General features: G+C 67.9%; 26 protein-coding genes. 12 read left to right on the forward strand and 14 right to left on the reverse strand.

Annotated features, from left to right (window positions below):
• The 6 genes from Aple_RS52270 to Aple_RS29070 all read right to left on the reverse strand — a co-directional run.
• Positions 1 to 626: enolase-like domain-containing protein (locus Aple_RS52270; protein ID WP_507768099.1), on the reverse strand; the 626-nt coding region annotated here is incomplete at its 3' end.
• A gap of 84 nt (positions 627 to 710) precedes the next feature.
• Entirely contained in the window at positions 711 to 1,616 is a 906-nt protein-coding gene (locus Aple_RS29050) for a 5-dehydro-4-deoxyglucarate dehydratase (protein WP_155347893.1), read from the reverse strand.
• A 500-nt stretch (positions 1,617 to 2,116) separates the two neighbouring features.
• Positions 2,117 to 2,872: an IclR family transcriptional regulator gene (locus Aple_RS29055; RefSeq protein WP_155347894.1), complete on the reverse strand. Its 756-nt coding sequence runs from the start codon at positions 2,870 to 2,872 to the stop codon at positions 2,117 to 2,119.
• Between the two features lie 82 nt (positions 2,873 to 2,954).
• Positions 2,955 to 3,815, reverse strand: coding sequence for a carbohydrate ABC transporter permease (locus Aple_RS29060; protein ID WP_155347895.1), 861 nt, complete (start codon positions 3,813 to 3,815; stop codon positions 2,955 to 2,957).
• Positions 3,812 to 4,684, reverse strand: coding sequence for a carbohydrate ABC transporter permease (locus Aple_RS29065; RefSeq protein WP_246264858.1), 873 nt, complete (start codon positions 4,682 to 4,684; stop codon positions 3,812 to 3,814). Before Aple_RS29065 ends, Aple_RS29060 begins: the two co-directional genes overlap by 4 nt.
• Positions 4,681 to 5,982, reverse strand: coding sequence for a sugar ABC transporter substrate-binding protein (locus Aple_RS29070; RefSeq protein WP_155347896.1), 1,302 nt, complete (start codon positions 5,980 to 5,982; stop codon positions 4,681 to 4,683). The genes Aple_RS29065 and Aple_RS29070 overlap by 4 nt, the downstream gene beginning before the upstream one ends.
• A 144-nt stretch (positions 5,983 to 6,126) precedes the next feature.
• Between Aple_RS29070 and Aple_RS55685 the strand changes: the two genes are divergently transcribed.
• The 6 genes from Aple_RS55685 (at position 6,127) to Aple_RS29095 (ending at position 10,625) form a co-directional block, all read left to right on the forward strand.
• Positions 6,127 to 6,912, forward strand: a complete 786-nt coding sequence (locus Aple_RS55685; RefSeq protein ID WP_281361622.1) for an NAD-dependent epimerase/dehydratase family protein — start codon at positions 6,127 to 6,129, stop codon at positions 6,910 to 6,912.
• 182 nt (positions 6,913 to 7,094) lie between these two features.
• The gene (locus Aple_RS53655) at positions 7,095 to 7,307 is read left to right on the forward strand and encodes a DUF4365 domain-containing protein (protein WP_218038552.1); all 213 of its coding nucleotides are present in this window, start codon (positions 7,095 to 7,097) and stop codon (positions 7,305 to 7,307) included.
• Positions 7,304 to 7,576, forward strand: a complete 273-nt coding sequence (locus tag Aple_RS53660; RefSeq protein ID WP_218038553.1) for a hypothetical protein — start codon at positions 7,304 to 7,306, stop codon at positions 7,574 to 7,576. The genes Aple_RS53655 and Aple_RS53660 overlap by 4 nt, the downstream gene beginning before the upstream one ends.
• The gene (locus Aple_RS29085) at positions 7,573 to 8,757 is read left to right on the forward strand and encodes a hypothetical protein (RefSeq protein ID WP_218038554.1); all 1,185 of its coding nucleotides are present in this window, start codon (positions 7,573 to 7,575) and stop codon (positions 8,755 to 8,757) included. The genes Aple_RS53660 and Aple_RS29085 overlap by 4 nt, the downstream gene beginning before the upstream one ends.
• Before the next feature lie 57 nt (positions 8,758 to 8,814).
• A complete protein-coding gene (locus Aple_RS29090) occupies positions 8,815 to 9,981 on the forward strand; it encodes a sensor histidine kinase (protein WP_155347897.1) in 1,167 nt (388 codons plus the stop codon).
• Between the two features lie 5 nt (positions 9,982 to 9,986).
• Positions 9,987 to 10,625 carry a response regulator gene (locus Aple_RS29095; protein WP_155347898.1) on the forward strand — a complete coding sequence of 213 codons (639 nt, stop codon included), beginning with the start codon at positions 9,987 to 9,989 and terminating at the stop codon, positions 10,623 to 10,625.
• A 203-nt stretch (positions 10,626 to 10,828) separates the two neighbouring features.
• Here Aple_RS29095 and Aple_RS29100 read toward each other — a convergent pair whose 3' ends face one another.
• The 3 genes from Aple_RS29100 to Aple_RS29110 form a co-directional block, all read right to left on the reverse strand.
• Positions 10,829 to 11,608: an ABC transporter permease subunit gene (locus Aple_RS29100; protein ID WP_155347899.1), complete on the reverse strand. Its 780-nt coding sequence runs from the start codon at positions 11,606 to 11,608 to the stop codon at positions 10,829 to 10,831.
• Positions 11,605 to 12,513, reverse strand: a complete 909-nt coding sequence (locus tag Aple_RS29105) for an ABC transporter ATP-binding protein (protein ID WP_155347900.1) — start codon at positions 12,511 to 12,513, stop codon at positions 11,605 to 11,607. The genes Aple_RS29100 and Aple_RS29105 overlap by 4 nt, the downstream gene beginning before the upstream one ends.
• 68 nt (positions 12,514 to 12,581) lie before the next feature.
• On the reverse strand, positions 12,582 to 13,703 hold the full coding sequence (locus tag Aple_RS29110; protein WP_155347901.1) for a hypothetical protein: 1,122 nt from the start codon (positions 13,701 to 13,703) through the stop codon (positions 12,582 to 12,584).
• 97 nt (positions 13,704 to 13,800) lie between these two features.
• On the opposite strand from Aple_RS29110, the gene Aple_RS29115 reads away from it, so the two are divergent.
• Positions 13,801 to 14,256 carry a hypothetical protein gene (locus Aple_RS29115; protein WP_155347902.1) on the forward strand — a complete coding sequence of 152 codons (456 nt, stop codon included), beginning with the start codon at positions 13,801 to 13,803 and terminating at the stop codon, positions 14,254 to 14,256.
• On the opposite strand, the gene ybiA is transcribed toward Aple_RS29115, so the two are convergent.
• The 3 genes from ybiA to Aple_RS29130 form a co-directional block, all read right to left on the reverse strand.
• Positions 14,250 to 14,813 carry a riboflavin biosynthesis intermediates N-glycosidase gene (gene ybiA / locus Aple_RS29120; protein ID WP_218038555.1) on the reverse strand — a complete coding sequence of 188 codons (564 nt, stop codon included), beginning with the start codon at positions 14,811 to 14,813 and terminating at the stop codon, positions 14,250 to 14,252. The genes Aple_RS29115 and ybiA overlap by 7 nt on opposite strands.
• 55 nt (positions 14,814 to 14,868) lie before the next feature.
• On the reverse strand, positions 14,869 to 15,411 hold the full coding sequence (locus tag Aple_RS29125) for an ATP-binding protein (RefSeq protein ID WP_155347904.1): 543 nt from the start codon (positions 15,409 to 15,411) through the stop codon (positions 14,869 to 14,871).
• Positions 15,412 to 15,639: 228 nt separating this feature from the next.
• A complete protein-coding gene (locus Aple_RS29130) occupies positions 15,640 to 15,855 on the reverse strand; it encodes a DUF397 domain-containing protein (RefSeq protein ID WP_155347905.1) in 216 nt (71 codons plus the stop codon).
• Positions 15,856 to 16,057: 202 nt separating this feature from the next.
• Between Aple_RS29130 and Aple_RS29135 the strand changes: the two genes are divergently transcribed.
• The 3 genes from Aple_RS29135 to Aple_RS29145 all read left to right on the forward strand — a co-directional run bounded on the left by Aple_RS29135 (position 16,058) and on the right by Aple_RS29145 (position 18,445).
• Entirely contained in the window at positions 16,058 to 16,861 is an 804-nt protein-coding gene (locus Aple_RS29135) for an SAM-dependent methyltransferase (RefSeq protein WP_155347906.1), read from the forward strand.
• 14 nt (positions 16,862 to 16,875) lie between these two features.
• Positions 16,876 to 17,748: a helix-turn-helix domain-containing protein gene (locus Aple_RS29140; protein ID WP_155347907.1), complete on the forward strand. Its 873-nt coding sequence runs from the start codon at positions 16,876 to 16,878 to the stop codon at positions 17,746 to 17,748.
• Between the two features lie 304 nt (positions 17,749 to 18,052).
• Positions 18,053 to 18,445 (forward strand): helix-turn-helix domain-containing protein, encoded by a 393-nt coding sequence (locus Aple_RS29145; protein ID WP_170321710.1) that lies wholly within the window; start codon positions 18,053 to 18,055, stop codon positions 18,443 to 18,445.
• Here Aple_RS29145 and Aple_RS29150 read toward each other — a convergent pair.
• Positions 18,439 to 19,269: an SAM-dependent methyltransferase gene (locus Aple_RS29150; protein WP_246264859.1), complete on the reverse strand. Its 831-nt coding sequence runs from the start codon at positions 19,267 to 19,269 to the stop codon at positions 18,439 to 18,441. The two genes, Aple_RS29145 and Aple_RS29150, sit on opposite strands and share 7 nt — an antisense overlap.
• A 224-nt stretch (positions 19,270 to 19,493) precedes the next feature.
• The gene (locus tag Aple_RS29155) at positions 19,494 to 22,406 is read right to left on the reverse strand and encodes an AfsR/SARP family transcriptional regulator (RefSeq protein ID WP_170321711.1); all 2,913 of its coding nucleotides are present in this window, start codon (positions 22,404 to 22,406) and stop codon (positions 19,494 to 19,496) included.
• A 362-nt stretch (positions 22,407 to 22,768) separates the two neighbouring features.
• Between Aple_RS29155 and Aple_RS29160 the strand changes: the two genes are divergently transcribed.
• Both Aple_RS29160 and Aple_RS29165 read left to right on the forward strand, forming a co-directional pair.
• Entirely contained in the window at positions 22,769 to 23,980 is a 1,212-nt protein-coding gene (locus tag Aple_RS29160; protein WP_155347910.1) for a hypothetical protein, read from the forward strand.
• Between the two features lie 40 nt (positions 23,981 to 24,020).
• Positions 24,021 to 25,595 (forward strand): hypothetical protein, encoded by a 1,575-nt coding sequence (locus Aple_RS29165; RefSeq protein ID WP_155347911.1) that lies wholly within the window; start codon positions 24,021 to 24,023, stop codon positions 25,593 to 25,595.
• Positions 25,596 to 25,643: the final 48 nt, after the last annotated feature.

Consider the following 25,643-nt stretch of genomic DNA (forward strand, 5'->3'; position numbering starts at 1 on the left):
GGGAAGGCGTCCCGGAGGGCGAGGATGGCATCGATTTCCTGATCTGGGGGGAAGACGCCGCCTTTTAGTTTGATCGATTGGAATCCGTACTCGTTGATGAGTAGGTGGGCTTGGGTGACGATTTCTTCGGGGGTCAGGGCTGCGCCGAAGCGGTCGGCGGGGGTGCCGGGGTGGGCGGGCCATTTGTAGAAGAGGTACGCGCTGTACGGGACGGAATCGCGGACTGGGCCGCCGAGGAGGTCGCATACGGGGCGGCCGATGGTTTTGCCTTGGATGTCGAGGGAGGCTACCTCGAATGGGGAGTAGACGCGGTCGATGCTCTTCTCTTTGGTGGCCACTCCGGTCAGGCCGTGGAGGTCGCTGACGGCGTCTCCGGTTACTGCGGATATATGTTTGTAAATCTGGTTTTGGGCGTAGATGTCGAGGCCGGTGATGGCTGATGCGGCTTCGCGTACCTTGGTGAGGTGGGCGAGGTCGCCGTAGGTTTCGCCGAGGCCGGTCAGGCCTTCGTCGGTGTGGATCTCGACGATTGTCCGGAGCGCCCAGGGTTCGTGGACGCCGGCGGCGTTTAGTAGGGGTGGGTCCCGGAACGCGACGGGGGTGACTGTGATCTCTCGGATTTTCATGTGAGTGACCGCCAGGCTTGTGTGTTTATTGAATCGCGAGTTGGACAGCCGCGGTCGGCGGCTGTCTCTGGGATAGGTTTCTGGTTAATGGGAGCTGATTGCCAGGCCTGCGTCGATGAGGCGGGCGAGTGCGGCGACATGTTCGAGGGTGGGGTCCACGAGTGGCGGGCGAACGTTTCCTGCGTCCAGGCCGCGTAGTTTCACGCCTGCTTTGATTAGGGCGACCGCGTATCCGGGGACACGATCGCGTAGGTCGACGAGGGGGAGGTAGAACTCTGTCAGCAGTTGCTGGGTGAGTATTTCGTCGCCGCTGGTGATGGCTTTGTAGAAGGCGAGCGCTATCTCGGGGGCGAAAGCGAAGGCGGCGCTCGAATAGAGGGGGACGCCGAGGCCGCGATAGGCGGGGACTGTGAGTTCCGCCGTGGGGAGGCCGTTGAAGAAGGTGAACTCGCGGTCGGTGGCCTGGCGGACGCGCAGAATGATGCGTTGCAGCAAATCGATATCGCCCAGGCCGTCCTTGAAGCCGACGACGTTCGGCAGTTTGGTCAACGCTACGGCGGCGTCGGGAGTGAATCTGGCCGTTCCCCGTTGGTAGACGATGATCGGCAGATCGCTGGCTTCGGCGATTTGTCGGACATATTCCACAAGGCCGGATGGGGGTGCTGTGACTAAGTACGGCGGGAGAAGCAGCAAGCCATCGGCGCCCGATTCCGAAGCCGCTCTCGCGCACGAACGGGCGAACGGAAGCGATCCTCCCGCACCTGAGATGACGGGGACTCGCCCGCCGACCACGCTCACCGTGGTGGCCACCACATCCGTGTACTCGTCCAGGCTCAGCGCGTTGAACTCACCCGTGCCGCAGGCCGCGAACACTCCCCCAGAACCCGCCGCGACACCCATATCCACATGCTCAGCGAGCACGCCACGATTCACCGCCCCATCTTCCCCAAAGGGCGTAACTGGAAAGAAAAGAACCCCATCAAGACGCATTGCTATCTCCACTTTTCACGTGGTTCTCCCATCCAGTCCTTTGATTCCCCTTGGGCTCCACGGCCTGCCGATACCGGGTTCTCCCACCCACCCAGCCCTTTGATTTCCCTCGGGCTCCGCCCGCCCCCGCCACCACCGTGGCTCCTCTCGGCGGGATCTAGCGGACGCCATTCCGACATAGAACGGCGGCCAGGGTCCTTCGACCGACCCCAGAAAAGGGCTAGCACAATCTCCCACAAAAATGAAACCACGATAACAGCGAAAGCGCGCAAAACCATCTGCTCCACCCATCACGATTTCCCCGAACACGGAGCCACTGCACCAGCGGGTCGGGCGGAGCCCGAGAACAAACAAAACGAGGCCAGGCGGGAAAACCGCCCCAACAGCCGCCCACGTAAAACCCGGAACAAACAAAGGGCGGGTGGGCGGGGGAACCACCGCAATAATCAGGATCTCGTAACAGAAATCAGGGCAAGCGGATCCACCCGCTGGATGTTTGCCTAACGGATGCCCTCGCGGCGCAATGCCGTGGCCAATTTCCGCGTATGCCTTACAACGGCATCGGCGATCTTCTCGATCTCCTCCGGCGGAAGCCCCGAAGGCATAGAGCAGCTGATCGCGTCCGTGGCAGGGATGCGGTAGTCGACGGCCACCGCGACGCAGGCCACGCCTGGAGTGCCCTGTTCGCGTTCGTAGGCATAACCCCGTGTCCGTACCTGATCGAGTTCGCTGGTCAGCCGGGGAAGATCGGTGATCGTGTGATCGGTGATCCGGGCGAGTGGCGTCGGCAGGAGCGCGTGAACTTCGTCGTCGGTCAACTGAGCGAGGAGCACCTGGCCAAGGGCGGTGACGTGCGCGGGGAGGCGGCGGCCGACGCGGGGGATCGTGCGGTGGCGTTCGCGGGATTCGCGAGTGGCCAGGTAGAGCACATGCGCGTCGTCGCGGCGGGCGAAGTGCACGGTATGGCCGATCTCCTCCCGGAGGTCCTCCAGGGTCTCGTGGGCGAGCGGAAGCGCCAGATCCTTGTCCAGATAGGCCGTCCCGGTCAGCAAGGCATGCGGCCCGATCCCGTAAGCGGATCCAGTGGCCTCGATCCACTTCAGTTCGGCGAGAGTACGCATCAGCGCGTGCAGGCTGCTGCGCGGAAACCCGGTGACCTGCTGAAGCGCCGAAAGAGTCAACCGATCGGGCGACGCGGCGAGGGCTTCGAGGATCCGTACCGTACGTTCGGCGGACTTGACCAGCTGGGGCTCCATCGCTGTCCCATTTCCGTCGCTGTGCTATATGACGGGCAGAATACCGGATGCCGTCCAGATATATGGACAGATACATGGACACCTACCCCTTGATCGCGCCGCTGGTCAGACCGCGCATGAACTGGCGCTGGAAGGCCAGAAACGCGATCACCGAGGGGAGCAACGCCAGTAACGAGGCAGCGAGCAGCACCCCGATACCCACCTGCTCATCCGACCGAAGCGAGCGCAGCGCGATGGGCAACGTCCAGTGCGAAGACTCGTTGGCCACGATGAGCGGCAACAGATACTGATCCCAGATCATGGTGAACCCGAACACACCGATCACCCCAAGCGCCGGACGGCACAACGGCAGAATGATCGTGAAGAACGTCCGCAACTCCCCCGCACCATCGATCCGCGCCGCTTCCTCCAACTCGACCGGCACTTCCTTCATGAATTCGGTCATGACCAGAATCGAGAACCCCCACGCCCCCACCGGCAGGATCATCCCCAGGTACGTGTCGATCAGATTGACGTGCACGAGCGGCAGATCAGCCAGCACCAGCGACAGCGGAATCGCGATGATCTCCTCCGGCAACATCATCGTGGCCAGCATGACAAGCAGCACGAACGTCATCCCCCGGAACCTCTTGCGAGCCAGCGCGTACGCGGCGAAAACGCTCACCACCATCTGCAGCAACAACCCGAACCCGACAACCACGAAGGAGTTGAGCAGGTAGAGATAGACGTTCTTCTCCCCCGCCTGCGCGAAGTTCTCCAGCGTGAGCTCATCCGGCCAGAGCGTGAAAGCGGTCGGATCCAGGGTCGTACTGAACGCGCTGATCAGCAGCCCGAAAAGCGGTCCGGTGAAGACCACGAGCATCATCGCGTACAGGACGAACTTGCCGATCGAAGCAAGCGGACCCTTCCTGGCCTCCAGGCCGAGCGCGGTGTCGAATCTCATCGCGCCTGCCTGCGGCGCATCAGCTGAACCATCAGCGTGAGCACGAGCGTGGCCGCGAACAGCACGACCCCGCCCGCCGACGCGACACCGAGCTCGTTGCGCTGGAAGCCCAGCTTGTAGATCAGCGTCATGATGACCTCGGACGAGCCGTTCGGGCCACCGTTGGTCAGCACGTACACCTCCACGAACACGCGCAGCCCGCGAATCGCGGCGAGCGTGAACAGGATCCAGAAAACCGGCCGCAACGCGGGCAAGGTGATGTACCGCAACCGATGCCGGGTGGTGGCGCCATCGACGGCCGCGGCTTCGTACAGCGTCCTGTCGATCCCCACCAGACCCGCCAGGAAGATCATCATGTCGTACGGCGCGCCGCGCCAGATGTTCATCCCCATGATCGACCACAGCGACGAATGTTCGCTGGCCAGGAAGGGCTGCGGGTCGATGGCGATCCAGCCGAGGATGGTGTTGAGCAGCCCACTGTCCCCCGGGTGGTACATGATCCGCCAGACCTCCGCCACGGCCGCCATGGTGGTGACCACCGGCAGGAAGACCGCCGCCCGGACGAACCAGAGATATCGCGCCGGCCCCTCGATCAGCAGCGCGAGCCCCAGCCCGAGGGCGAGCGACCCGCCGGTGGTCCCCACGGCCAGCAGCAGGCTGTGCCCCACCGCACCGGCGAACGCGTCGTCCGTCATGATCGTGCGGTAGTTGTCCAGCCCTACCCATTCGTCCCCGAGGAACGGCTGGACTTTGAAGAAGCTCTTCCACAGGCCCAGCGCCATCGGGATGAACTTGAAGTAGAGGAACAGCAGCAGCGCGGGCGCGAGAAGCAACCACGCCACCGCCGTGCCTCGCCGGGAGTGCGTCACGATGCCTTCTGGGCCTGCAGTTCCGCCGTCAGCTTGGCCGCCAGGCCGTCCATCCCGGCCTTGACGTCGGCCGAGCAGTCCGCCCAGACGGCGTTGATCGCGTCGGCGGTGGTCTGCCGGATGGGCGCCCAGTTGGGCACCGCCGAGCTGTAGACGGCGTCCGCGTACGCCTCCTGGAAGACCTTCCACCCGGGAGCCTGCCGCTCGGCGGCCATGTCCACGGTCGTATTGACCGGAAGCCGGACAATCGCGCCGGGAGCGTCCTTATTCATCCCGATCCGCTGGCCCTCGGCGGACACCGCGAACTCGGCGAACTTCTGCTGCCCTGCCTCGTCGGCGGAACCCGCCATCAGGTAGACGTTCTCACCCTCGCCAAGCGTGCCGGGCCCGCCGGACGGCCCCTTGGGCACCTTGACGACTTCGAGCTTGTCCGCGCCGATCGACTGCTCGAACCTGGCCAGCACGTACGGCCCGACCAGGTAGATGCCGCCTTGACCCTTCTCGAAGACCTCGTGGGTGACGGTGGTGTCGTTGCTGACCGCGCCGGGGTTGACGGTCTTGGCGACGCAGAACTGGTCCTGCAGGAATTTGATCGCCTCGACGAACTTGGCGTCGGCCACGGCCGGGGTGAACTTGCCGGCGCCGGTGGGGGTGAGGAACGTGGCGCCGTTGGCGTAGATCATCGAGGAGGCGTACCAGGAGGCGTAGCCGCGTTTGGTGCCCGCGGGGGCGACGAAGCCGTAGGTGTCGGCGGCGCCGTTGCCGTCCGGGTCCTGCTCGGTGAAGGCCTTGGCCAGGGCGGCCAGGTCGGCCCAAGTCCGCGGCGGTTCCAGGCCGAGCTTCTCGCGCCAGTCCTTCCTGATGATCAGCGCGAACGACTGGGCCGAGAAGGGCGCGGCGTAGTACTTGCCGTCGCTCGCCTGGGCCGCCTGCCAGGCCCGGTCGGCGAGCTGGTCACCGCCCTTGAGCGTGGCCTTGTCGACTTCGCGCAGCCAGCCCTGGGTACGCATGTTGCCGAGCTGGGCGGTGTCGTTGATGACGATGTCCGGCAGGTTCTTCTGCGCGGCCTGCTGCTGGAGCTTGGTCTCGAAGTCGTCCAGGAGCGCGACGACCTTCGTCTGGACGCCGCTGGCCGTGGTGAACGCGCTGGCCAGCTTGGTCGCGGTCTTGGCGGCGTCGGAGTCGGGGGGTTGCCGGATCCAGATCTCCAGCGCGTCGCCGCCGGAGGCATCCCCGGATCCGCACCCGGCCACCACGAGAGCCATAGCGATCACGGCCCCGAGCAGATGGCGTGTCATCAGACCACCTCTTCACATATCGAAATGTTTCGGGAGCGTGTCGCAAGTTTCATGCGAACGTAACCAGAGATGAAAAATCCGTCAATGGGTTGGAACGTATCCATGTATGTGGATTTTCATCAGGGACGTGTACACCATTGGGGTATGCGCATCCTGATGACCGGGGCCGCCGGGAAGGTCGGCACCCTGATCCGCCCGCTGCTGGCTCGCGAAGGGCGGGAGCTCCGCCTGTCCGACGTGGTCCCCATCGACGTGCCCGGCTCGGTGGTGGCCGACCTCACCGACGCCGACGCGATGGCAGAGGCAGTACGCGGCGTGGACGCGGTGATCCACCTGGGCGGCCAGAGCCGGGAACGGCCGTGGGCCGACATCGTGCACGCCAACATGACCGGCACCCAGACCCTGCTGGAAGCCGCCCGCCGGGAAGGAGTCCAGCACGTCGTCCTGGCCGGCAGCCACCACGCCGCCGGCTACCACACCCGCCCGCCGGACACATCCGACCTGCCCGACTACACCTTCCCCCGGCCGGACACCTTCTACGGCGTGAGCAAGGTCGTCATGGAGGCCCTCGGTAGCCTCTACCACGACAGATTCGGCCTGAACGTCACCGTCATCCGCCTCGGCACCTGCACCGAACACCCCACCGACACCCGCTGCCTGGCCACCTGGATCTCCCCCGCCGACTGCGCCCGCCTCATCGAAGCCGCCCTCACCGCCCCCGGCTTCCACATCGTCTGGGGCGTCTCCGCCAACAAACGCCGCTGGTGGTCCCTCAACGAGGCCATGTCCATCGGCTACACCCCCCAGGACGACTCCGAGCCGTACGCCCCCGCCCTAATCACCCAAGACGGCGAACCCGACCTGACCCACCCCCTCCACCACCGCGCCGGCGGCTCCTTCACCCTCAAAAACCTCGGCGGCACGTGGTGACCACGCTCAGATTCATATAGATCTCGGGATGATCGGATGAATTGGCCCCCGTAAGAAGTCGCGCGAAGAGTAGTCTGCACGTTCGTCGGCCAGCGGAGGCGAGGAGGCACGATGGCGGAAGGGATGGGATGCCTGTGAGGGAGCCGCCAGCGGACGAGAGCGTTCAGCTCCCCCTCAACGCCATGAAGGAACAGTTCAGCCTCAGCTTCGTTCACATGATCGCATCGGCTGCCGGCTGTTCCATCAAGAGCCACGCCACCGACTATGACGGTGTTGACATCACGATCTCGTCATCGACCGAGTACTCGACGTACTACTGCCCAGAGTTTGAGCTGCAACTCAAAGCGACCGCGCAGCGCGATCTGCTCAAGACGACCACCTGTCATGGACGATGAAGGCTGTTCCGTTCAAGAAGCTGACCAATCCTAAGCGGTTCGCCCCTGCCTACCTTGGAGTCCTGCTGCTGCCGGCGGGTGGTTGGCTCGAGCAGGACGAGGAGCGGCTCGTCACGGGGAGTCGCATGTACTGGCAAAGCGCCGCCGATCTCGGCTCAATCGGCGATGACGGGGCGAGCAAGACTGTCCGTCTACCGAGAAGCAATCTGTTTGATATACCTCAGCTTCAAGGCATCATGAAGACCATCGGCGATAGGGGCGACTGGTGAACACGTTCGCGCCGGACCCCTCAATCCTTGAGCTCGCGCACTCGGTCACCCCCATTGCGGTCTCTCAATATCTGGCCACCCAACCCTGGGAACTCGAGTCCCGGCAAGATCATATCCGCGAGATCTGGCGGCTTCCCGGCGACGATGGGCAGAGCCTGGGCCGGATACTTCTTCCGCTCGCTACTGACTATGCGGACTTCCTGCCACGGTTCTACGACGCCTTGTTCGCCATCAGTCGCGTACATGACTGGGACGCCGAGAAGCTGCAGGAGCGGATCGCGGCCGCCAGGGCAGATTTGTTCTTTGTCCGCCTTGATCAGGAAATGACGGACGGCACTATTCCGTTTCGCCAGGCCGAAATCACCGTCGATGCGATCTGGAAGATGCTACGTGCCGCTGCCACGACGGCTGCCGATCCAGAGCACTCTCATCTTGGCCGCAGGCCAGCCGCAGTCGCCGATTTTCTGGACGAAGACGTGCGGTTGGGTCACACCAAGCGGGGCAGTTTCGTTTTCACCGTAGTCACCTGGCTCGGCGATCAGCCTCTGGAGCGGCAGGCCGATCAACCTCCCGGGGCAATCAGGCCATTTCCCCGGCGGGTAATGGAAACGCTAGCTCAAGGCCTGGAAACGACACGCAATCTCACGCTCGGCCAGAACCTCACAGCCCTGGACGAACCCTCCCGATGGGGGCTGAGCGCAGGACTTGTCGAAGCCATCGAAGAGATGGCGGAACCTGATGGGCTTCGGGCGCTGGACCTGTCCTTCGAATGGGCGGCAGCCGAGTCGAAACCGAGCGTGGGAGAATCCCCCATCAAGTTGGAGCATCAGGCATTCGGACAGCTGGGACGTTTTCGTGAACGTCTCATTCGCCAAGAAGAGCCGAAGCGTCGCGAAACCCTTATTGGCACAGTTCGGTCCTTGACGCGGGACGAGGCTCAGGAAGACGACGAGTCTGGAATTATCATCCTGCATGCTGCGGTTAAGGGCCGATTCCGGAATGTTCACATGACTCTCGGGGGCGAAGACCACGAGTGGGCGATTGTCGCTTACCGCGAGAAGCTGCCTTTCACGGTGACGGGCGATCTGGTCTATGAAAGGCGAGCTTGGCGGTTGGTGGGCGACCTCAGGGTCGATTCGGATTTCTTGCGTCAACGCCATAGGCAGACCCCGCCTTCCTGAATCGGCCAGCCAGGATGGCCACGCTATGCGTCGTACCCGGCGGGTACAGTCGGGGCCATGGCGATCCCGCGGGTCATGAGATCGGGCGCCGTCGCTGTTCTCGTGGCGGTCGTCGACGCGGTGGTGCTGTTTCCCGGGTGGGACGGCTGGGCGTCTGTCGCTCAGGTGGCGGGCGTCGCGGTGGTGGCGGGGCTGGCGGTGTGGCTGCCTGTGGTCGGCTTGCTGGCGGCTTTGGTGCTCGCGGTGCCTGGTGGGGCGAACGCGCTGCTTGTCTGGACTGGGTATCAGGTGGGGCGGCAGGTCGTGTCGCGGTTGGGCGTCGTCGTTGCCGCTGTGGGGGCTGCCGGTTGTTTGGGGGTGCAGGTCTTTCTCCTGGGCGTGCCGCCTGGGCCGGTGGTGTCCAGGTATGTGATCTTTGTTGCGTTGCCTGTGGTGCTTGGGCGTTATCTGGCTCAGCAGCGGAGGCTGGTGTCGGCGCGGGAGGCGCAGCGGCGGCAGTCGCGGCGGGAGCACGCGCTGCATGAGCGGTTGCGGATCGCCAGGGATGTGCATGACTCGCTGGGGCACCGGCTCAGTCTGATCTCGATCCAGGCGGCCGCGTTGGAGGTGACGCAGCTGCCGGCCAAGCAGCGGGAGGCGGTGCTGGAGCTCGCCGCCAGCGCGCGGCAGGCGTTGGACGACCTGCACGAGCTGGTCGGCACGCTCCGCGATCGCGGCGTGCCGGAGTCGCGCTCGCTCGGCGGGATCGATGGGCTGGCGGCCGAGTTCCGCGCGACGGGGGCGCCCGTGACGGTCCTGCGGGAGGGGGTTCCGGCGGCGCTGGCCCCGGCTGCCTACCGCGTGGTCGAGGAAGGGCTCACCAATGCCGCCAAGCACGCGCCGGGGCAGCCGGTCACCGTGTCGTTGCGGGCGGAGGGCGACACGCTGCTGGTGACCGTACGCAATTCGCTGCCGGCCGGGCACCGGCACGGGGCGAGCGGCCGCGCGGGGCATGGGCTGGCGGGGCTGGACGAGCGGGTACGGCTCGCCGGAGGGATGTTCCACACCACGTCGTCGGACCAGGAGTTCCGGCTGGTCGCCATGCTGCCGCTCACCGACGCCGTCGAGGAGGAGGCCGAACTGGAGGTTCCCGCGTCGCGCCGGCGGCTCTGGGTCGTCGCGCTCACCCTCATCGCCGCGGCTATCGTGATCTTGGCCGGTCCGGCCAGCCTGCCGGGAGGATAGGGCGAGTGATTCGCGTGCTGCTTGCCGACGACGAGCCGCTCATCACCGCCGGGATCCGGACGGTGCTGGAGTCGGCGCCGGACATCGAGGTCGTCGCCGAGGCGGACAACGGCAGGGCGGCGGTCGAGAAGGCGCTCGCGCACCGCGTCGACGTGGCCCTGCTGGACATCACCATGCCGGTGCTGGACGGCCTGAGCGCGCTGGACGAGTTGCGCAGGCACGCGCCGGACACGCGGGTGGTGATGCTGACGGCCTTCGGTCAGGACGCGAACGTGCGCCAGGCGCTGCGGAACGGCGTCGCCGGGTTCGTGCTGAAGAACTGCACTCCCGACGAGCTGATCCGCGCGGTCCGGGCCGCCGACGCCGGGGAGGCCTATCTCTCCCCGGCGGTGACCCGGCTCGTGCTCGGCATGGTGCCCGCGGCGAGCCGCCGGCTGGACGACGCGCGGCAGCGCCTGGCGGGGCTGACCTCCCGCGAGGGCGAGGTCCTGGATCTGGTGGCGGAGGGCCTGTCCAACGCCGAGATCGGCCGGCGGCTGCACATGAGCGAGACCAGCATCAAGACCTACGTCAGCCGGATCCTCGCCAAGCTCGGCTGCGCCAACCGCGTCCAGGCCGCACTGCTCGTCCGGGACTCCCGCTGACTCGCGGCGCCCGCCGCCGCCTCTGGTGCCAGTACGGCGACAACCGCCACGAGCGTGAACGGTGCCGGGTGGCCGGAGATGCCCACGCCCATCGTCTCGGCCCGAGGGCACAACCCGTGGCACTACAACCGCCATGTCACGACCCTGGGAATTGCCAGGCGTGGAAATTCACCCTGGACCCGAGAGCCTCTATACGCCTTCGCTCAGGCGTCGCGGCGGCGCAGCACCAGGTAGCCGCCGAGTAAGGCGGCGACGGTCCACAGCGCGAGGATGCCCATCCCGGTCCACGGCCCGTAGTCGCGGGCCCAGCGTGGATCGTCCTGCGGGCCGACGATGTGCATGATCAGCATGCCTGCCTGGTCCGGGAGGTACTGGGTGAATGCCTTCACACCCGGGACGTTGCCGAGGCCCTGTGAGCCGAGGAAGAACAGCGGCAGCAGGATCCCGAGCGAGCGGGTGGGGCTGCGGAGCATCGTGGCCACTCCCATGGCGAACAGGCAGATCAGTGTCAGGTAGAGGCACGCGCCGACGACGGCGGATGGTACTTCTTCGTCCCGCAGGGAAGGAGCGCCCGGGCCGAAGGCGGACGTTGCGGCGAAGAAGGTGGCCAGCACGGTGATCACTGACACCGGGAAGGCGAGCGCGGTCCCGGCCAGCAGTTTGCCGCCGTAGAACCGGCCGCGCCGGGGGACCGCCAGGAGCGAGGCGCGGATCGTCCCCGAGCCGTACTCGCCGCCCACGGCGAGGACGCCGAACACCACCAGGGGGAGCTGGCCGAGGGTCAGGCTGTAGAAGGTGGCGAAGAGCGGATCGAGCGTCGCCCGGCGTTCGGGCGAGGCGGTGGCGTAGGAATCTCCCATCGAGCCCGCCAGCAGGTAGCCGAGGCCCACGCTGAGGGCGAAGGTCAGCAGCAGCGTCCAGACCGTCGACGGCGCGGTCCGGATCTTGGTCCATTCGGAGCGGATGACCGCGGCCGTTGTCATCGCCCGCCTCCCCGGTACTCGACGGAGTCCCCGGTGAGCCGCATGAAGGCCTCTTCCAGCGACGCCGACCGCATGGTGGTTTCGGACACGACCAGACCGTGGGCCAGAGCCAGCCGGCCGATCCGCTCCGGCTCGGTCTCGTAGACCTCCAGCGCGCCGTCCTCCGCCTGTTTCACCGGGAGACCCGCCGCGGCCAGCACGTCGCGCATACGTTCCGGTTCGGGCGTGCGGATCCGTACATGCGGGCTGGCGCCCGACTCGGCGAACTCCCGTACGGAGGTGTCGGCGAGCAGCCGGCCGCGCGCCAGCACGATGAGATGCCCGGCGGTCAACGCCATCTCGCTGATCAGATGGCTTGACACGAACACCGTCCGGCCCTCGGCCGCCAGGCCCTTCAGCAGGTTCCTGACCCACAGCACGCCCTCGGGGTCCAGCCCGTTGACCGGCTCGTCGAAGAGCAGCACCGGCGGATCGCCCAGCAGGGCCGCCGCGATGCCCAGCCGCTGCGTCATGCCGAGCGAGAACCTGCCCGCCCGCTTCCCCGCGACGCCTTCCAGCCCGGCCAGGCGCAGGACCTCCCGCACCCGCGACTTGGGAATCCCGTTGCTCTGCGCGAGCCAGAGCAGATGGTGGTACGCGCTGCGCCGGTTGTGCACCGCCTTCGCCTCCAGCAGCGCCCCGGCCCGCCGCAGCGGATCGGGCAGCTCCCGGTAGCTCCTCCCGTCGATGCGGACCCGGCCGCCGGTGGGACGGTCAAGGTCCAGGATCATCCGCATCGTGGTGGATTTTCCGGCGCCATTGGGCCCGAGGAACCCGGTCACCTGTCCCGGCCGGACGGTGAAGGACACCCCGTCGACGGCGAGCGTGTTCCCGTACCTCTTGCTGAGGTTCTCGACTTCGATCACCTGGTTCAGAGTAGGAACCGGGGCTCTGGCGAGCAGTCCTCGAAAGTCGCCGCCCATACCGACGAAAGTCAGCGTCTGGTCCAGCGTGGGCCGGTGGGCGTGTCGTCGATGTGGATGCCGATGTCGAGGAGGGTGGCGCGGAGGGTGTCGGCCAGGTCGTAGCGGCCGTCTTTGCGGAGGGTGGCGCGGAGGTTCACCAGGGCTTCGGTGAGCGTGGTCAGATGGTGGGCGGATTCGGCGTGTTTGCCGAGCTGGGTGATCAGGTGGCGGAAGGTGTCGCGGGATTCGGTGACGCCGCCGGCGTCCTCTTCGGTGTCGGCGGACCAGGCGACCAGGTCGGATTCGAGGGCGAGGACGGCCTCGATCGCCGCGGCGGTGTCGTTGTCCGCCAGCGCGGCGGCGAAGCGGGACTCGTGGGCCTCGGTCAGCTCGGCCAGCGTGATCCGGGGCGGGCTCTCGGGGGGCGGGGGCGGCAGTGGAGCCAGCGTGGTGTGGCCGCTGGTCAGGTGGCGGAGTTCGGGCAGCGTCAGAGTCGTCCCGGCGGGGAGCTCGAGCCGGGTGCCGGGACGGCGGATGGTGAGGGCGCCGCGACCGGCGACGCGTACCTGCTCGGTGGTGAGGTCGATGACGGCGGCGGTGTGCTCGTCGATGCCGAGGACGGCGGTGCCGTCGGGGAGGTCGGCCTCCATCCTGGCCAGGCGGCGCTCCCCGAGGTAGCAGAAGCGGGTGTCGTGGGTGCCGCCTTCGGCGTTGTCATAGTGCGGGATGACGACGACCTGGAGGTCCAGCGCGCTGAGCAGATCCAGCCCTTCCCGCCAGTGCGGGTCCGCGCCGACCTTGTAGATCTCGTAGACGGGTACGGTCACCACGCCTGCCGTACACGCGGCGGCGGAGGCCAGCACCGTCACGCCGCGCCGCGCCCGCACCCGGGACCGCAGCTCGGCGGCGGTTCCCGAGGCGGTCCAGCGATCCAGCGCGTACGTCGGGCTGCCAGGCCCGGAGAACACCCAGTCAGCGGTGGCCACGTCTCCCCCGACCTGGACGTCCAGCCCCACGCTCCGCGCGAAGTATCCACGCGCCCGGGCGGATATGTCCGCCGCGTTCTCCTGGAACGCGTAAGGGGTGTCGAGCAGGACCGCCCGAGGCCGGCCGCCGAGCCGCCGGACGGCGGCGCGGTGCACTTCGACCATGGTGGGGCTCGTCTCGCCCGACCCCATCAACATTAGGACGCGACATGTTTGTTGCTGCATACTATTCGCAATAACCACCACCTGCACGGGGGCGTACGTGAACGAGGTCAGCGTCGAGGTGCTGCCGCTGCGTGTCGATGCCGCCGGAACGTGGCGTTACCGCCGCCTGATCACCCCGCTTGGCGGTGAATCACCTGACCAGGCGGCACGACGGGGCGCCGGTGTCCGCGCCGGCGACGCCTCCACGGTGGTCCACTCCACCAGCTGGCGCTACCGGCCGCAAGGCCAGATCGTCCTGACTTACGCCGTCTGCCCCGATCCCGACCCGCATCTCCCCGCCACCGAACTGGAGACCATCCGCCTGGCCAGGGGCGCCACTCCGTCGAGCCCCACCCCCGACCATGTGCACCTGGAGAACGTGGTCGCGCACGCCCTCCGCCACCTCGCCTACCTCCTGGACCACGACCCGGTCGTGGGCGCGGCCCTGTCCGGTGACATCGCCGTGGCCCTCGAATCCCTCTCCCGCGAACCGGCCGAAGCGTTCACTCATTGAAGCGCGTCGCGGGCGTCCATCAGGGCGAAGCCGAGAAGGTTGAGGCCCTTCCAGGTGGTGGGAGACGCGGCGGCGGGGTCCTGGGCGGCCAGGCCGATACCCCAGATACGGTCCAGCGGGCTGGCCTCGACCAGGACACGTTCGCGGGTGCCCAGGAGGAACGCCTTGAGGTCGGAGTTCTGGCCGAACTTGGCGATACTCGCGCGCACCACGATCGGGTAGCGGTGCGCGGTCCACACCTCGTCGTCGAAACCGCGCACCTTGCGGCCCAGAGCCTTGGCCTCGCCCGGCGTTCCGGCGGCGAGGACCTCGGCGGCCGTGGCTTCGTCACCGAAGAGCCACGCCTTGTGCGACATCATGTAGTGCTCCGCGGTACGGAAGAGGTGACCGTCCTCGGTGAACTCGGCGGGCCACCACTGGCTCAGGCAACCCGCGCCGACACTGCCGTCACGCGCCGGCCGATGCCCCCAGAAGCACAGATAACGCAAGCGCGTTCCGGCCCGCTCAGCGTCGATCGCTTCCTCAACAGAACGGGGCAGTCTCGCGGAATCGGACATGCCCATACCTTGACACACGACGAGCCGTCACACGGAAGATCCCGTTCTGACCCAGCTAAGGCCGGTCCGGCGGTGGCGGGGAGTCGGGGAGGGGCAGGGCGAAGGCGACGGCCTTGCCGCCGGTGACCCGGTTGGTGGTGGAGATCTTGGTGGGGTAGGCGCCGCACCAGCCCCGGGATAGCCGATGGACGACGTCCAGCCCACGGCCCGACTCCAGCAGCAACGGATCGGGGATGGAGTCGATCTGATCCAGCGTCAGATGCACGGCTCCCGCTCCCGGAATCGCGGGCAGGGTCTCCGAACCGTCGACGACCTCGCACACCACCACCGGCGGGCTCCGGTAGAGCCGGAGTTCGAACGGCCCGCAGGCGTGCCGCAGCGCGTTGGTGACCAGTTCCGAGACCATCACCACGCCGTCGTCGATGGCGTCATTGCCCAGGCCCAAGCCGGTCAGCACGCCCCGCATGAGATCACGGCTGCGCATCACGGCGCGTGATCCCTCGGCCAAAGGCCAGGTGGCGATCGATGCGGCCCGGTCCAAGCCGGTCTCCGCGAATCTTATGAGCGGCGAGGCGAGCGCGGACTCCGTCCCTCTCACACGGTCCCTCTCACACGTCGATCTCCCGGGCATACGCGCGGCTGGACAATCCAAATGTGCGGAACGTCCTAAGTATCTATCGGTTTCTGCCCGCGATGCAAGATGACCAACCCTCCGAAATCCCCCCGAAAACCACGAAGAGCCGGGGGTTCCGGCTCTTCGGGAAACTCAGCGAAACGGAGGAGAACTCAGGCCGACCTGGGGAAACTCGAAACCGCTGGTGAGGGCTCAGCTCAGGTCGTATTCGCCGTCCTTCACCGCGTCGACGAAAGCGCGCCATTCTGATGAGCTGAACTCCAGCACGGGGCCGCCCCCGCGCTGTTTGGAGTCGCGCACACCGACAACGCCGCCGGGGCCGCCAGTGCTGGCGACCTCGACACAGTTGTCGCCGCCGCTGGAGCGGCTGGACTTGCGCCAGTTGGTGAACTTGCTGTTCTGGTTCATGTACGGTCTTCCGGACAACGGCCAATTCTGGACTGTACAAAAGTGTCGCATGTTCAGATTGTGGTCGTGCACGCCCGAACCGGACGTCTCAGCGGCCTTGCCCGGCACGCCATACAGATGGATACTCGGCACGATCTAGAACCTCGGACAGTATGGATCCCGGAGATATCCAGCCGGACGGACAGACAAGGGGCCGGACAAGGTGTCTGACAGCCATGAGTCGGAGCCCATCAGGATCGACACCACCGCGGCCCACTCGGCCCGGGTGTACGACTACTGGCTGGGCGGCACCACCAACTTCGCCGCCGACCGCGCCGCCGGCGACGCCGTGCTCGCCGCCCGCCCGGGGCTCCGCTACAGCGTCCAGGCCAACCGCGCGTTCCTGGTCCGGGTCGTGCAATGGCTGGCCGGCGACATGGGCGTACGGCAGTTCCTGGACATCGGCACCGGCATCCCCGGCAAGAACAACACCCACGAGGTCGCCCAGGCGGCCAACCCCGCCTCCCAGGTGGTCTACGTGGACAACGACCCGATCGTGCTCGCGCACGCGCACGAGTTGCTGAAGTCCACCCCCGAGGGCGCCACCGACTACATCAACGGCGACCTGCGCGACACCGCGAAACTGCTCAGCGCGGCGTCCAGGACGCTGGACTTCAGCCAGCCGGTGGGGATCCTGCTGCTCGGCGTCCTGCACCACATCATGGACGAGGACGACCCGTACGGGATCGTGGCCCAGCTGGTCGCCGCGGCGGCCCCCGGCAGCTACCTGGTGATCTCCCACCCGGCCAGCGACCTGCTCCCGGCGACCCAGGGCGAGGCGTCCAAGCGTTACAACCAGCATGTGGCCACCGGGCAGCGGCTACGCTCCCGGGAGGAGGTCGCCCGGTTCTTCGACGGCTTGGAGCTGGTCGAGCCGGGGCTGACCCAGTGGCACAAGTGGCGGGCCGGGGACGGCCCGCCCGACGGCGCGATCACCGGCCACAGCGGCGTGGCCAGGGTGCCATAGTTCGGAGGATGCCGATGATCAGTCCTTATGTACGGCGGCTGCGGCTGGCCACCGAACTCCGGCACCTGCGGGTCGGCGCCCAGCTCACCCACGAGCAGCTCGCCAAGCGCATCGGGCTGCCGCGCGCCCAGATCTCCCGGCTGGAGAACGGCCATGTGGTGGACCTCGCCGACATCATGGCCATCCTGGAGGAGCTGGGCGTGCACGGCGAGCGGTGGACGCAGATCATCACCATCGCCCGGGAGGCCGGAGAGCGCGGCTGGTGGGAGTCGAACAAGGCGATGGGCGAGCGGCAGGCCCTGTTCGCCGACCTGGAGGCGGGGGCCGAGACCATCCGCGAGTTCCAGATGACCTTCCTGCCCGGCCTGCTGCAGACGGCCGAGTTCACCCGGGCCCGGGCCGAGACCGACCGCAGGGACGGAGCGGACGGCTACAAGCCGGACAAGGCCGCCGAAGCGCGCCTCGGACGCCAGCGCATGCTGCGCCGCCCGGGCGGGCCGAGCTACGAAGTGATCATCGATGAGGTCGCCGTGCGACGCCGCGCGGCCCCGCTGGAAGTGGTGCAGCAACAGCTTTATCACCTTGCGGCTACCGTCAACGGGGACCCGAAGATCACCCTGCGGGTGCTGCCCATCGACGCGATCATCGACGGCTACAGCCTGCCGCGCTCGGCCTTCTCGATCTACACCTTCGCCGATCCCGGCGACCCCACCGTGGTGGCCGTGGACACCGTCACCGACGATCTCGTCCTGACCGAGCCGGACGCCGCGACCCGCTACGAGACCCTTTACACCCGCATCCGGGCGGCCGCGCTGACTCCTGACGAGAGCCTGCAGTTCCTGATCAAGGCGGCACGAAACCTGCCGAATGGGCATAGCTCCGCGTAACCAGGAGCAGGTTCGGAACGTTCCCACGGCGCGATCGCGCCGTGGCGGCGGGTGACGCCCCCGGAACGCCGGGAATCGGCCCTCCCCTATCGCCGGCGACCGATTCCGCAGGTCATCGCCGCCCCAGTTATATTTCTCGGGTTAACTACCGCCACAAGCAAACTCGAATGCAATTCCCGCTCTATATCCCGGGCATTCAAGTTCTCTATAGAACTTCGCGCTTCACAAAAAAATGGGTCTACCCATTCAGGTGGCCCGCATGTAAGCATGTCGTCAATTGACTCCGGGTCGAAAGGCGTGTCAAGTGACAGTGTCCGAGGCTCTGGGCGACCGCCTCCGGCAACTCCGCAAGGAGGCGGGCCTGACCCAGGATCGATTGGCGCGGCGCGCCCATGTGAACGACAGTTACATCTCTCTGATCGAGACCGGAAGGCGGGTCCCCTCGCCCGAGGTGACGGCGGCGTTGGCGGCCGAACTCGGCTGCACCACGGAATACCTGCTCTACGGCAAGGCGGGAATCCCGGTGCAATACTCGGTCGAGACCAGGGGTGCGGCCAGTCGCCGGCTGCTGCGCCCGCTGAAGCGCCCCCTGGCCGGGTTCCGCCCTGGTGACAAGGTCGAATACCGCCAGTCGGGGGCGCTGTTGATGATCACCTACATCCGCCGGGTGGGAGAGAGCGCGGTGCCCGGTCAGTGAGGTTTTACAGCGACTCCACCCAAGATGTGACCGGGGACGTAATCAGGCGCGGACGCGCCGGGGGCGTCCCCGTTCGGGTGCCAGTCCTGCACCGGGACGACCCCCGGGTGCAGAATGTCGAGCCCGTCGAAGAACTGAATGATCTGAGCCCGGTCGCGCGGATAAAGCGGCTTATTGGTTCGATTATATATTTCGAGAATTCGCTCTTCGTCTTCTTGATTGGCCACATCCCCGTGTTTACTGTGAGATAAGACCAGATAACTTCCCGGCGGCATCGCGCGCATAATACGGCCCACGATGTCATGCGGATCGTCAGCGTCGGAGACATAGTGCAGGACAGAAGTGAGGATCACGCCGACCGGCCCGTCGAAATTGATCATTTCGTTCAGGCGGGGATCGGCCAGGATCTTTTCGGTCGCGCGCATGTCGCCACTGGTGGCCACCGTGTTGCCGTCGGAGAGGATCGCCTGGATGTGGGCGAAGACGATCGGGTCGTTGTCGACATACACCACCCGGGCCCCCGGCGCCGCCGCCTGCGCCATCTGATGGGTGTTCTCCCTGGTCGGAAGGCCACTGCCGATGTCGAGGAACTGCCTGATCCCACGCTCGGCGAGGTAGTTCACGGCACGCTTGAGGAACGCCCGGTTCCCCACCGCGACGTCGGCGGCGTCGGGCGCGACCTTGAGGAGCTCCTCGGCCGCGACCCGATCGGGAGCATGGTTGTCGCTCCCACCGAGTAGATGATCATAGATTCTGGATGCATTCGGACAGTCATGGTCGAACACGTTCTGCCGCTTCATGTAGTCACCCTCGCCGGTGCCCATTGAGCTAGCGTTTGATCACTTTCACCGATCAACCATAGCAACCCACGCTATTCACGTCAGGTGTGGATCATGTGGTCATGCCATCCGGAGTTTCCCCGCGAACGACATGAACGTGCCTTGACCGTCGCGAGTATATGACTACATGCCCGACATAGCCGATAATTCCGAGGGAAGAATTTTTCCTTTTCCGGGTGGGCCGAATCCGCATTTCCGGCCGTGCTGGATTACCAGCCCCGAGCGGCCCTCCGGGCCTCCTGCGCCTCGACCTGGAACCCCAGGTTCTCCAGGTCCGCGGCGGCCTGCTCAGCCAGCTTCCTGGCTTCTTCCAGGGAGCCCTGAGCTGCGTGCATGGCGGCGATCCTGACCCGGCAGAGGGACGGCCGCCGGTCGTCGGCGGCGATCTCGAACAGGCCGGCCGCGCGGGTGTAGCGGGTGATCGCCTCGACGGGGCGGTCCAGGCCCGCGAGGGCGTCCCCGGCGAACTCCTCGAAGGCCGCCTCGGCCAGGATGTCCCCGGTCTCCTGGCCCACCACCCGGCCGTGATCGCACAGCTCAAGGGCCTGATCGTGATGGCCTGCGGCGATCTTGACGGTGATCAGCGTGTCCAGGGCGAGGCACTCGTAGACGCGCTCGCCGCTCTCCCTGGCCAGCTTCTCGGCCCGGGTGTGGGCCGACTCGCAGAGCTGGATCGCCTCGTCGTGGCGGCCCTCGGCGGCGCCCACCAGGCCGAGCACCCGCAGGCAGGCCACCTCGGAGGGCGCGTCCTCGACCTCGCGGGCCAGCTTGAGACCGCGCTCGGCGTCCGCGGCGGCGGCGTCGAGCGTGCCCCGCCGGTGCCCCACCAGGGCCCGCCAGGCCAGCGACCTGGCCACCCCTTCGGCGTTCTTGACCTGCTCGAAGGCGTCCAGGCAGGCGGCCAGCATCTGGACCGAGCGCGGCTCGTCGCCGGGCTGCCTGGCCACCACGGCGGCCAGCCGGAGCCGGGCCTCGGCCGCCAGCCGGGTGTCCTCCTCGGCCAGCGCGGCGGTCATGACCCGGTCCCACATGTCCTCGGCCTCGCGGTGGCGGCTCTGGTTGCACAGGAACGACGACAGGCGCAGGGCCAGCCCGTACGCCAGCCGGTAACGCCTCTCTTCGCAGGCCAGGCGGATCGCGGCCAAGATATTCGCACATTCGGCGATGAACCAGACACCAGGGCCGGAATCGATCAGGTGGCGGGCCTCGTCAGGGGCGAAAAGTTCCACGTTCAGCCGGGCGGGGCGAGGAAAATGTGGCTCTCCGGGTAGGCGGGCATCGGCCCGGTCCACGAGTTCCAGCCAGCCGAGCAACAAGCGCTCGACGGCCAGGTCCCGCTCGCTCACGTGATCGGCCAGCTGCGCCTCGGCGTAGTCCCTGAGCAGGTCGTGCTGCCGGTAGCGGGGCTGCCCCACGGTGCCCGCGCTGACGGTGACCAGCAGGCTCCGGTCCGACAGCGTCTCCAGCAGCTCCTCGGCCTCCAGCGTGCTCAGCAGCATGGCGATCAGCCAGACCGGGAAGTCTCCAGGCCCGGCCAGGGCGAGCACCCGGAACGCCTGCTTGGCGGGCCCGGGCAGGGCGTCGTAGCTGTCGGCGATGCTGGCGCTGACGGTCATCTCGTTGGCGCGCAGCGCCCGCAGCCGGTCGCTGAGCCGCCCGGCGAAGTAGGCGATCGGCCAGTTGGGCTGGGCGGACAGCCGGGCGCCCGCGATCCGCACGGCCAGCGGGAAGCCGCCGCAGGCGGCCATCACCTCGTCGGCGGCCGCCGGCTCCGCGGCCACGCGGTCGGCCCCGATGATCTCTTCAAGCAGGCGCAGGGCCTCCTGGCGCCGCAGCGGTTCCAGCCGAAAGGGACGGATACCGGCCCCGCCCGTGAGGTAGGCCCGGGACGTCACGATGACCGCGCACCCGGCCGTACCAGGCAGGAAGGGCTGGACGTGCTCGGCGCCGGCCGCGTCGTCGATCACCACGAGCACCCGGCGGCCGGCCAGCATGGACCGGAACAGCGCGGCCCGCTCCCCCGTGCTGGCGGGTAGGCTGTCGGCCGGGGCGCCCATGAAGGCCAGCAGCTCGCCGAGCACCTCGGCGGCCTCGCGCGGGTGCGCGGACATCCCGGCCAGGTGGATGTAGATCTGGCCGTCGGGGAACGCGGCCCGCAGCCGGTGCGCGATGTGGATGGCCAGCGCGGACTTGCCCACGCCCGGCGGGCCGATCAGGGAGGCGATCGGCACGCCCGTCACGTCGGGTCCGGGGGTCAGGAACTCGGCGACCCTGGCCACCTCGTCCTCCCGGCCGGTGAAGTCGATCACGTCGGGCGGGAGCTGGGCCAGCGGCGGGGGCGGCGGAGCCTGGGCGGGCGCGGCCGTGGCCGGGGCGGGCGCCCTGGTGTCCAGCACCAGGGCCTCGTCGTCCACGTCGATGGCGTCCCTGAGCTGGCGCAACGCCTGGCCGGGACCGCTGCCGGCCTCGCGCAGCAGCAGCGCGGAGACCGTGTCGAAGTGCCGGAGCGCCTCCGCCCGGTAGCCGGAGCGGTACAGGGCGGTCATCAGCAGCGCGTGCAGCTGCTCGGAGAACGGGTCCTCGGCGATGCCGCGGCGCAGGTCGCCCAGCACGTCGCGGTGCTCGCCGAGGTGGATGCGCTCGCGGAAGAGGGAGATCTGGGCGGCCCTGCGCTCGAAGACCAGCTCGTCGCGGAGCAGCCGGAGGCGGGCGGTGTGGTCGGGCAGGTCGGCCAGCGGGGGCTCCCCCTGCCCCCAGAGGTTCAGCGCCGCCTGGAGCGTGCGGACGGCCTCCTCGTGCTCGCCCCGGCGGACCGCCTCGGCGCTGTCGGCGACCAGGGCGCGGAACCGGTGGGCGTCCAGGGTGTCGGCGGGGTCGAACTCGATCCGGTAACCGCCGGAGCCGCCGGCGGGGATCCGCCCGGGCAGCACCCGGCGTAACTGGGACAGGCAGGTCTTGAGCGAGCCGTCGCGGGCATATCCGTCACCCCAGACGGCCTCCATCAACTCGCCCGGTGACAGGCCCTGCTCACCGGCCAGCAGAAGCGCGCACAGAGCCCTTCTCTTGATCGGCGAAATGGCCAGCGGGCCGCCCTCATCTGGGATCACTTCCAACCGGGTCAAGATCCGGAAGTGCAACGCCTGGCCCCCAATCCGCTCGGAGGTGCGCAGCGATCAACATGACATTCAGCGGGAATCCGTTGAAAAGCGCGCAGTGGAGATACTACTGCCTTTCTGTCTCCAGGCCATGACTAAACGCTGACTGGCTTGCAACCTTCCGATTACCACCTCTGGATAGCGTTCAACTCCCCGGACAGGCAGGAGTTTCCCTCATGTCACCAGGGCGCACATCTGATCCCATCCGTATCTCGGTCCGACTGCTTCTAACTGGCGAGGGAAGTGCCGGAGCCGAGAAAGAACTAGTCACAATATATAGTTTTGGTCAAGCCTTAAGGGTGCCTTAATGCTGAAGAGGAGGCGCTGAAGTGGGCGACTGGGAGGTCTCGCCAGATCCTCGCGGCCCGGCACTGCCTGACGCCGAACCCCCGCCAGGCCGTTTCGTCGTGGACGGTCACCCCATGCACGGGGTGTACCGGCGGCCCACCAAGGCCGCGTTCTGCGATCTCCTCGTCACCTGGAACGGCCATCGGCTGTGGCAGGGCGAGGAAGCCGCACGCTTCACCGTGGACGCGTCCCCGCTACTCAGCATCTGGAACCTCGTCTACGCCGACGATTACGCCGCCTCCGGCTGGCTGGTCCGCGCCCGGGCCGACCAGGCGGGCCGGAGCCTGCAGTGGGCGAGCCCGGAACCGAGCGGGCGGGCCAACTGGATCGATCTATGGAAGGCTCGGGCCCTGCTCGACGGCCTGCTGCCCTTCGCCCGGCTGACGCTGCCGGAGTCCGACGCGCTGCGCTGGTGCGCCGCCGCCGGGCGGGCCGGCGTGATCGCCAACATCACCCGGGACATCCCCGCGGACCCGCTGGCCGAGGCCGGCAACGATCTGCTGCTCGTCACCGCGTCCCGGGACGAGACGTACGGGCGGCTCTTCCCGATCGACGCGATCATCGACGGTTACCGCGAGGTGCTGCCGAAGGCGATCGCGGAGCGGGAGATCGAGTCCCTGGAGTATCACCGCACTTTGTCGCTGGCCACCTACGTGGCGGCGCACTGCCAGCTGGACGAGGTGGGCGGCGCGGTGCGCGGGCTCACGCTCGGCTATCCGGTGGCGGTGACCGTGGCGCAGATCGTCGACGACGCCTTCCCGCTGGCCGACCCGGACGCGATCACGACGACCGGGCGCGCGGTGCCGTACCGGCTGGAGGGGGCCGATTCGGTGGACGGCGAGTTCCAGCTCGAGATCCCGTCCTGTCCGTACTCGTCGCACGCGCACGCGCGGCTGCGCGACCCGCTGCCGGCCATGGGCGCCGAGCTGATCGAATTCGTCCGCGGAAACTGGTCGCCGGAGTTCCTTCCCGGATCTGAGGTGAATTCGCTTGAGGAGCTGTCCGGGCGGACTTACGTCCTGTCGGTGGCTTATGTGCATTACCTCGTCTCGCGCGCGTTCGAGGCGCGCCCGCTCGATTCCGAGGTGCACGCGTATATCTGCTGCCTGCTCCGGGATCTCGGGCACGAGCCCCGGCAACTCGTCAACGAGGTCAGGCTCATGGAACGCGCCGGGCTCCGGGGGAAATCTTGACAGGTCGCATTGACAGGTGCCGATGACCACGCCAGCGCTTATGACAGATAAGGGATGTTCCGTCCGGGAATGCCACCGGACCGTCCTGGCCCTTGGCGTTTGCGCGCAGCATTACTACGGCGCGCCCGACAAACGCTCGACGTGTTCGGCCGACTGCGACCGCCAGGTGCACCGGCGCGGCCTGTGCACCTCGCATTACCGGGTCTGGCGGCTCGCCGTGGCGTCCCCGTGCTCCATCGAGGGCTGCGAGCGCCCGGCCGCCGACAGCGGCATGTGCGGCCTGCACGTGCAGCGGGTCCGCAAGTCCGGCAGGCCCGGCGAGGCGGCCTCGCGGCTGCGTTCCACCGACGGGGTCTGCGGCGAGGACGGCTGCGAGCTGAAGATCTTCACGCGCGGGCTGTGCCGGGGGCACTACCTCGCGCACGGGCTGCCGTGCTCGATCGACGGCTGCGACAAGCCGGTGGTGGCCCGCAAGCTCTGCGGCATGCACTACGCGCGGCTGTCGAAGACCGGCGACCCGGGGGACGCGCGCCCGCGCCGTACCCGGCAGAGCGAGCGCCCGGCGCAGGCGAACGATGAGCGGCCGGAGGCGAGCCGGCACCTGTGCGCGATCGAGGGGTGCGGGCGGGCGGTGTGGAGCCGCGAGCTGTGCGGCATGCACTACCAGCGCCGCCGCGCCTACGGCGATGCCACCCGGGTGCCGCCGCGCTGGGAACGGCGCCCGTGCGCCGTGGAGGGCTGCCAGGAGCGGGCCAGGGATCTCGGCCGCTGCCCCCGCCACGCGGCCCAGCTGCGCCGCGAGCGGATCAGGGAACGCGCCGCCAAGGCGCCGCGGCCCGAGGCGGTCATGGCGCTGGCCGAGGCCGCCGAGGCGGCCCGCCGCTGGCGCGAGGTCTCAGCGGAGGTGGCCGCCTGCCGCCGCGACCGCAACGATCTGGTACGGACCTTCGCGGTCACCGCGGGCGAGAACGCCAGCGCCCGGCTGGCGGCGGCGTCCGGCCTGCGCCAGGGCACGCTCCGCCAGATCATCGCCCAGCGCGGGACCGCCCAGGACCGGCCCGAGCAGGGGGCGGAAGCCGGGCGGCTGGCCGAATGGCGGCCGTTGCTGACCGATCTGACCGCGGCGGGGGCGGCGATCGCGCGCGCCGATCGGGAGCGGGCCGAGCTGATCGTGGCCTGCTGGGAGAGCGGCGCCACCAACGCCGCCGCGCTGCGCCGGGCCAGCGGCCTGCCCAAGGCCGAGGTCGAGCGGATCCTGCTGGCCGCCCGCAGCAACGGCTACCAGCGGCAGCCGGGGCGGGGGCGGCACGCGCCGCCGTCGCCGGTGGTGGAGGCGCTGGAGCGGGTGGTGGCCGAGATCGCCGAGCTGAACCAGCTGCGGCAGGGCGCCAGCCTGCGCCTGCTGCAGGGCATCGGCCGGCTGAGCGAGATCCTCGCGCACACCTCCGACGCCGAGCTGGCCGCGCGCGGCAAGCGGGACCAGCTGATCGCCGAGTGCTGGCGGGCCGGCACTCAGAACCTGTCGCTGATCGAACGCAGGACCGGCCTGTCCCAGGCCACCGTCTACAAGGCGCTGCGCGACCACGGGATCAACCCGCCCGAGGTGCGCAGATAATCCGGCCTCCGGGGGCGGCCTTGCCGCGCGCCCGCCCGCCCCCGGAGC

The organism is Acrocarpospora pleiomorpha, assembly GCF_009687885.1.
In the GTDB taxonomy this organism is placed as follows: Bacteria; Actinomycetota; Actinomycetes; order Streptosporangiales; family Streptosporangiaceae; genus Acrocarpospora; species Acrocarpospora pleiomorpha.

Bases quoted from the DNA above. Each gene is read 5' to 3' on its own strand.
- Aple_RS29110 (WP_155347901.1), bottom strand. From the start codon at position 13,703: ATGGTCGAAGTGCACCGCGCCGCCGTCCGGCGGCTCGGCGGCCGGCCT.
- Aple_RS29100 (WP_155347899.1), bottom strand. From the start codon at position 11,608: ATGACAACGGCCGCGGTCATCCGCTCCGAATGGACCAAGATCCGGACC.
- Aple_RS29165 (WP_155347911.1), top strand. From the start codon at position 24,021: ATGACAGATAAGGGATGTTCCGTCCGGGAATGCCACCGGACCGTCCTG.
- Aple_RS53655 (WP_218038552.1), top strand. From the start codon at position 7,095: ATGAAGGAACAGTTCAGCCTCAGCTTCGTTCACATGATCGCATCGGCT.
- Aple_RS29150 (WP_246264859.1), bottom strand. From the start codon at position 19,269: ATGGGCACCGGCGAGGGTGACTACATGAAGCGGCAGAACGTGTTCGAC.
- Aple_RS29130 (WP_155347905.1), bottom strand. From the start codon at position 15,855: ATGAACCAGAACAGCAAGTTCACCAACTGGCGCAAGTCCAGCCGCTCC.
- ybiA (WP_218038555.1), bottom strand. From the start codon at position 14,813: ATGTCCGATTCCGCGAGACTGCCCCGTTCTGTTGAGGAAGCGATCGAC.
- Aple_RS29090 (WP_155347897.1), top strand. From the start codon at position 8,815: ATGGCGATCCCGCGGGTCATGAGATCGGGCGCCGTCGCTGTTCTCGTG.
- Aple_RS29140 (WP_155347907.1), top strand. From the start codon at position 16,876: ATGATCAGTCCTTATGTACGGCGGCTGCGGCTGGCCACCGAACTCCGG.
- Aple_RS29070 (WP_155347896.1), bottom strand. From the start codon at position 5,982: ATGACACGCCATCTGCTCGGGGCCGTGATCGCTATGGCTCTCGTGGTG.
- Aple_RS29060 (WP_155347895.1), bottom strand. From the start codon at position 3,815: ATGAGATTCGACACCGCGCTCGGCCTGGAGGCCAGGAAGGGTCCGCTT.
- Aple_RS53660 (WP_218038553.1), top strand. From the start codon at position 7,304: ATGAAGGCTGTTCCGTTCAAGAAGCTGACCAATCCTAAGCGGTTCGCC.
- Aple_RS55685 (WP_281361622.1), top strand. From the start codon at position 6,127: ATGCGCATCCTGATGACCGGGGCCGCCGGGAAGGTCGGCACCCTGATC.
- Aple_RS29050 (WP_155347893.1), bottom strand. From the start codon at position 1,616: ATGCGTCTTGATGGGGTTCTTTTCTTTCCAGTTACGCCCTTTGGGGAA.
- Aple_RS29055 (WP_155347894.1), bottom strand. From the start codon at position 2,872: ATGGAGCCCCAGCTGGTCAAGTCCGCCGAACGTACGGTACGGATCCTC.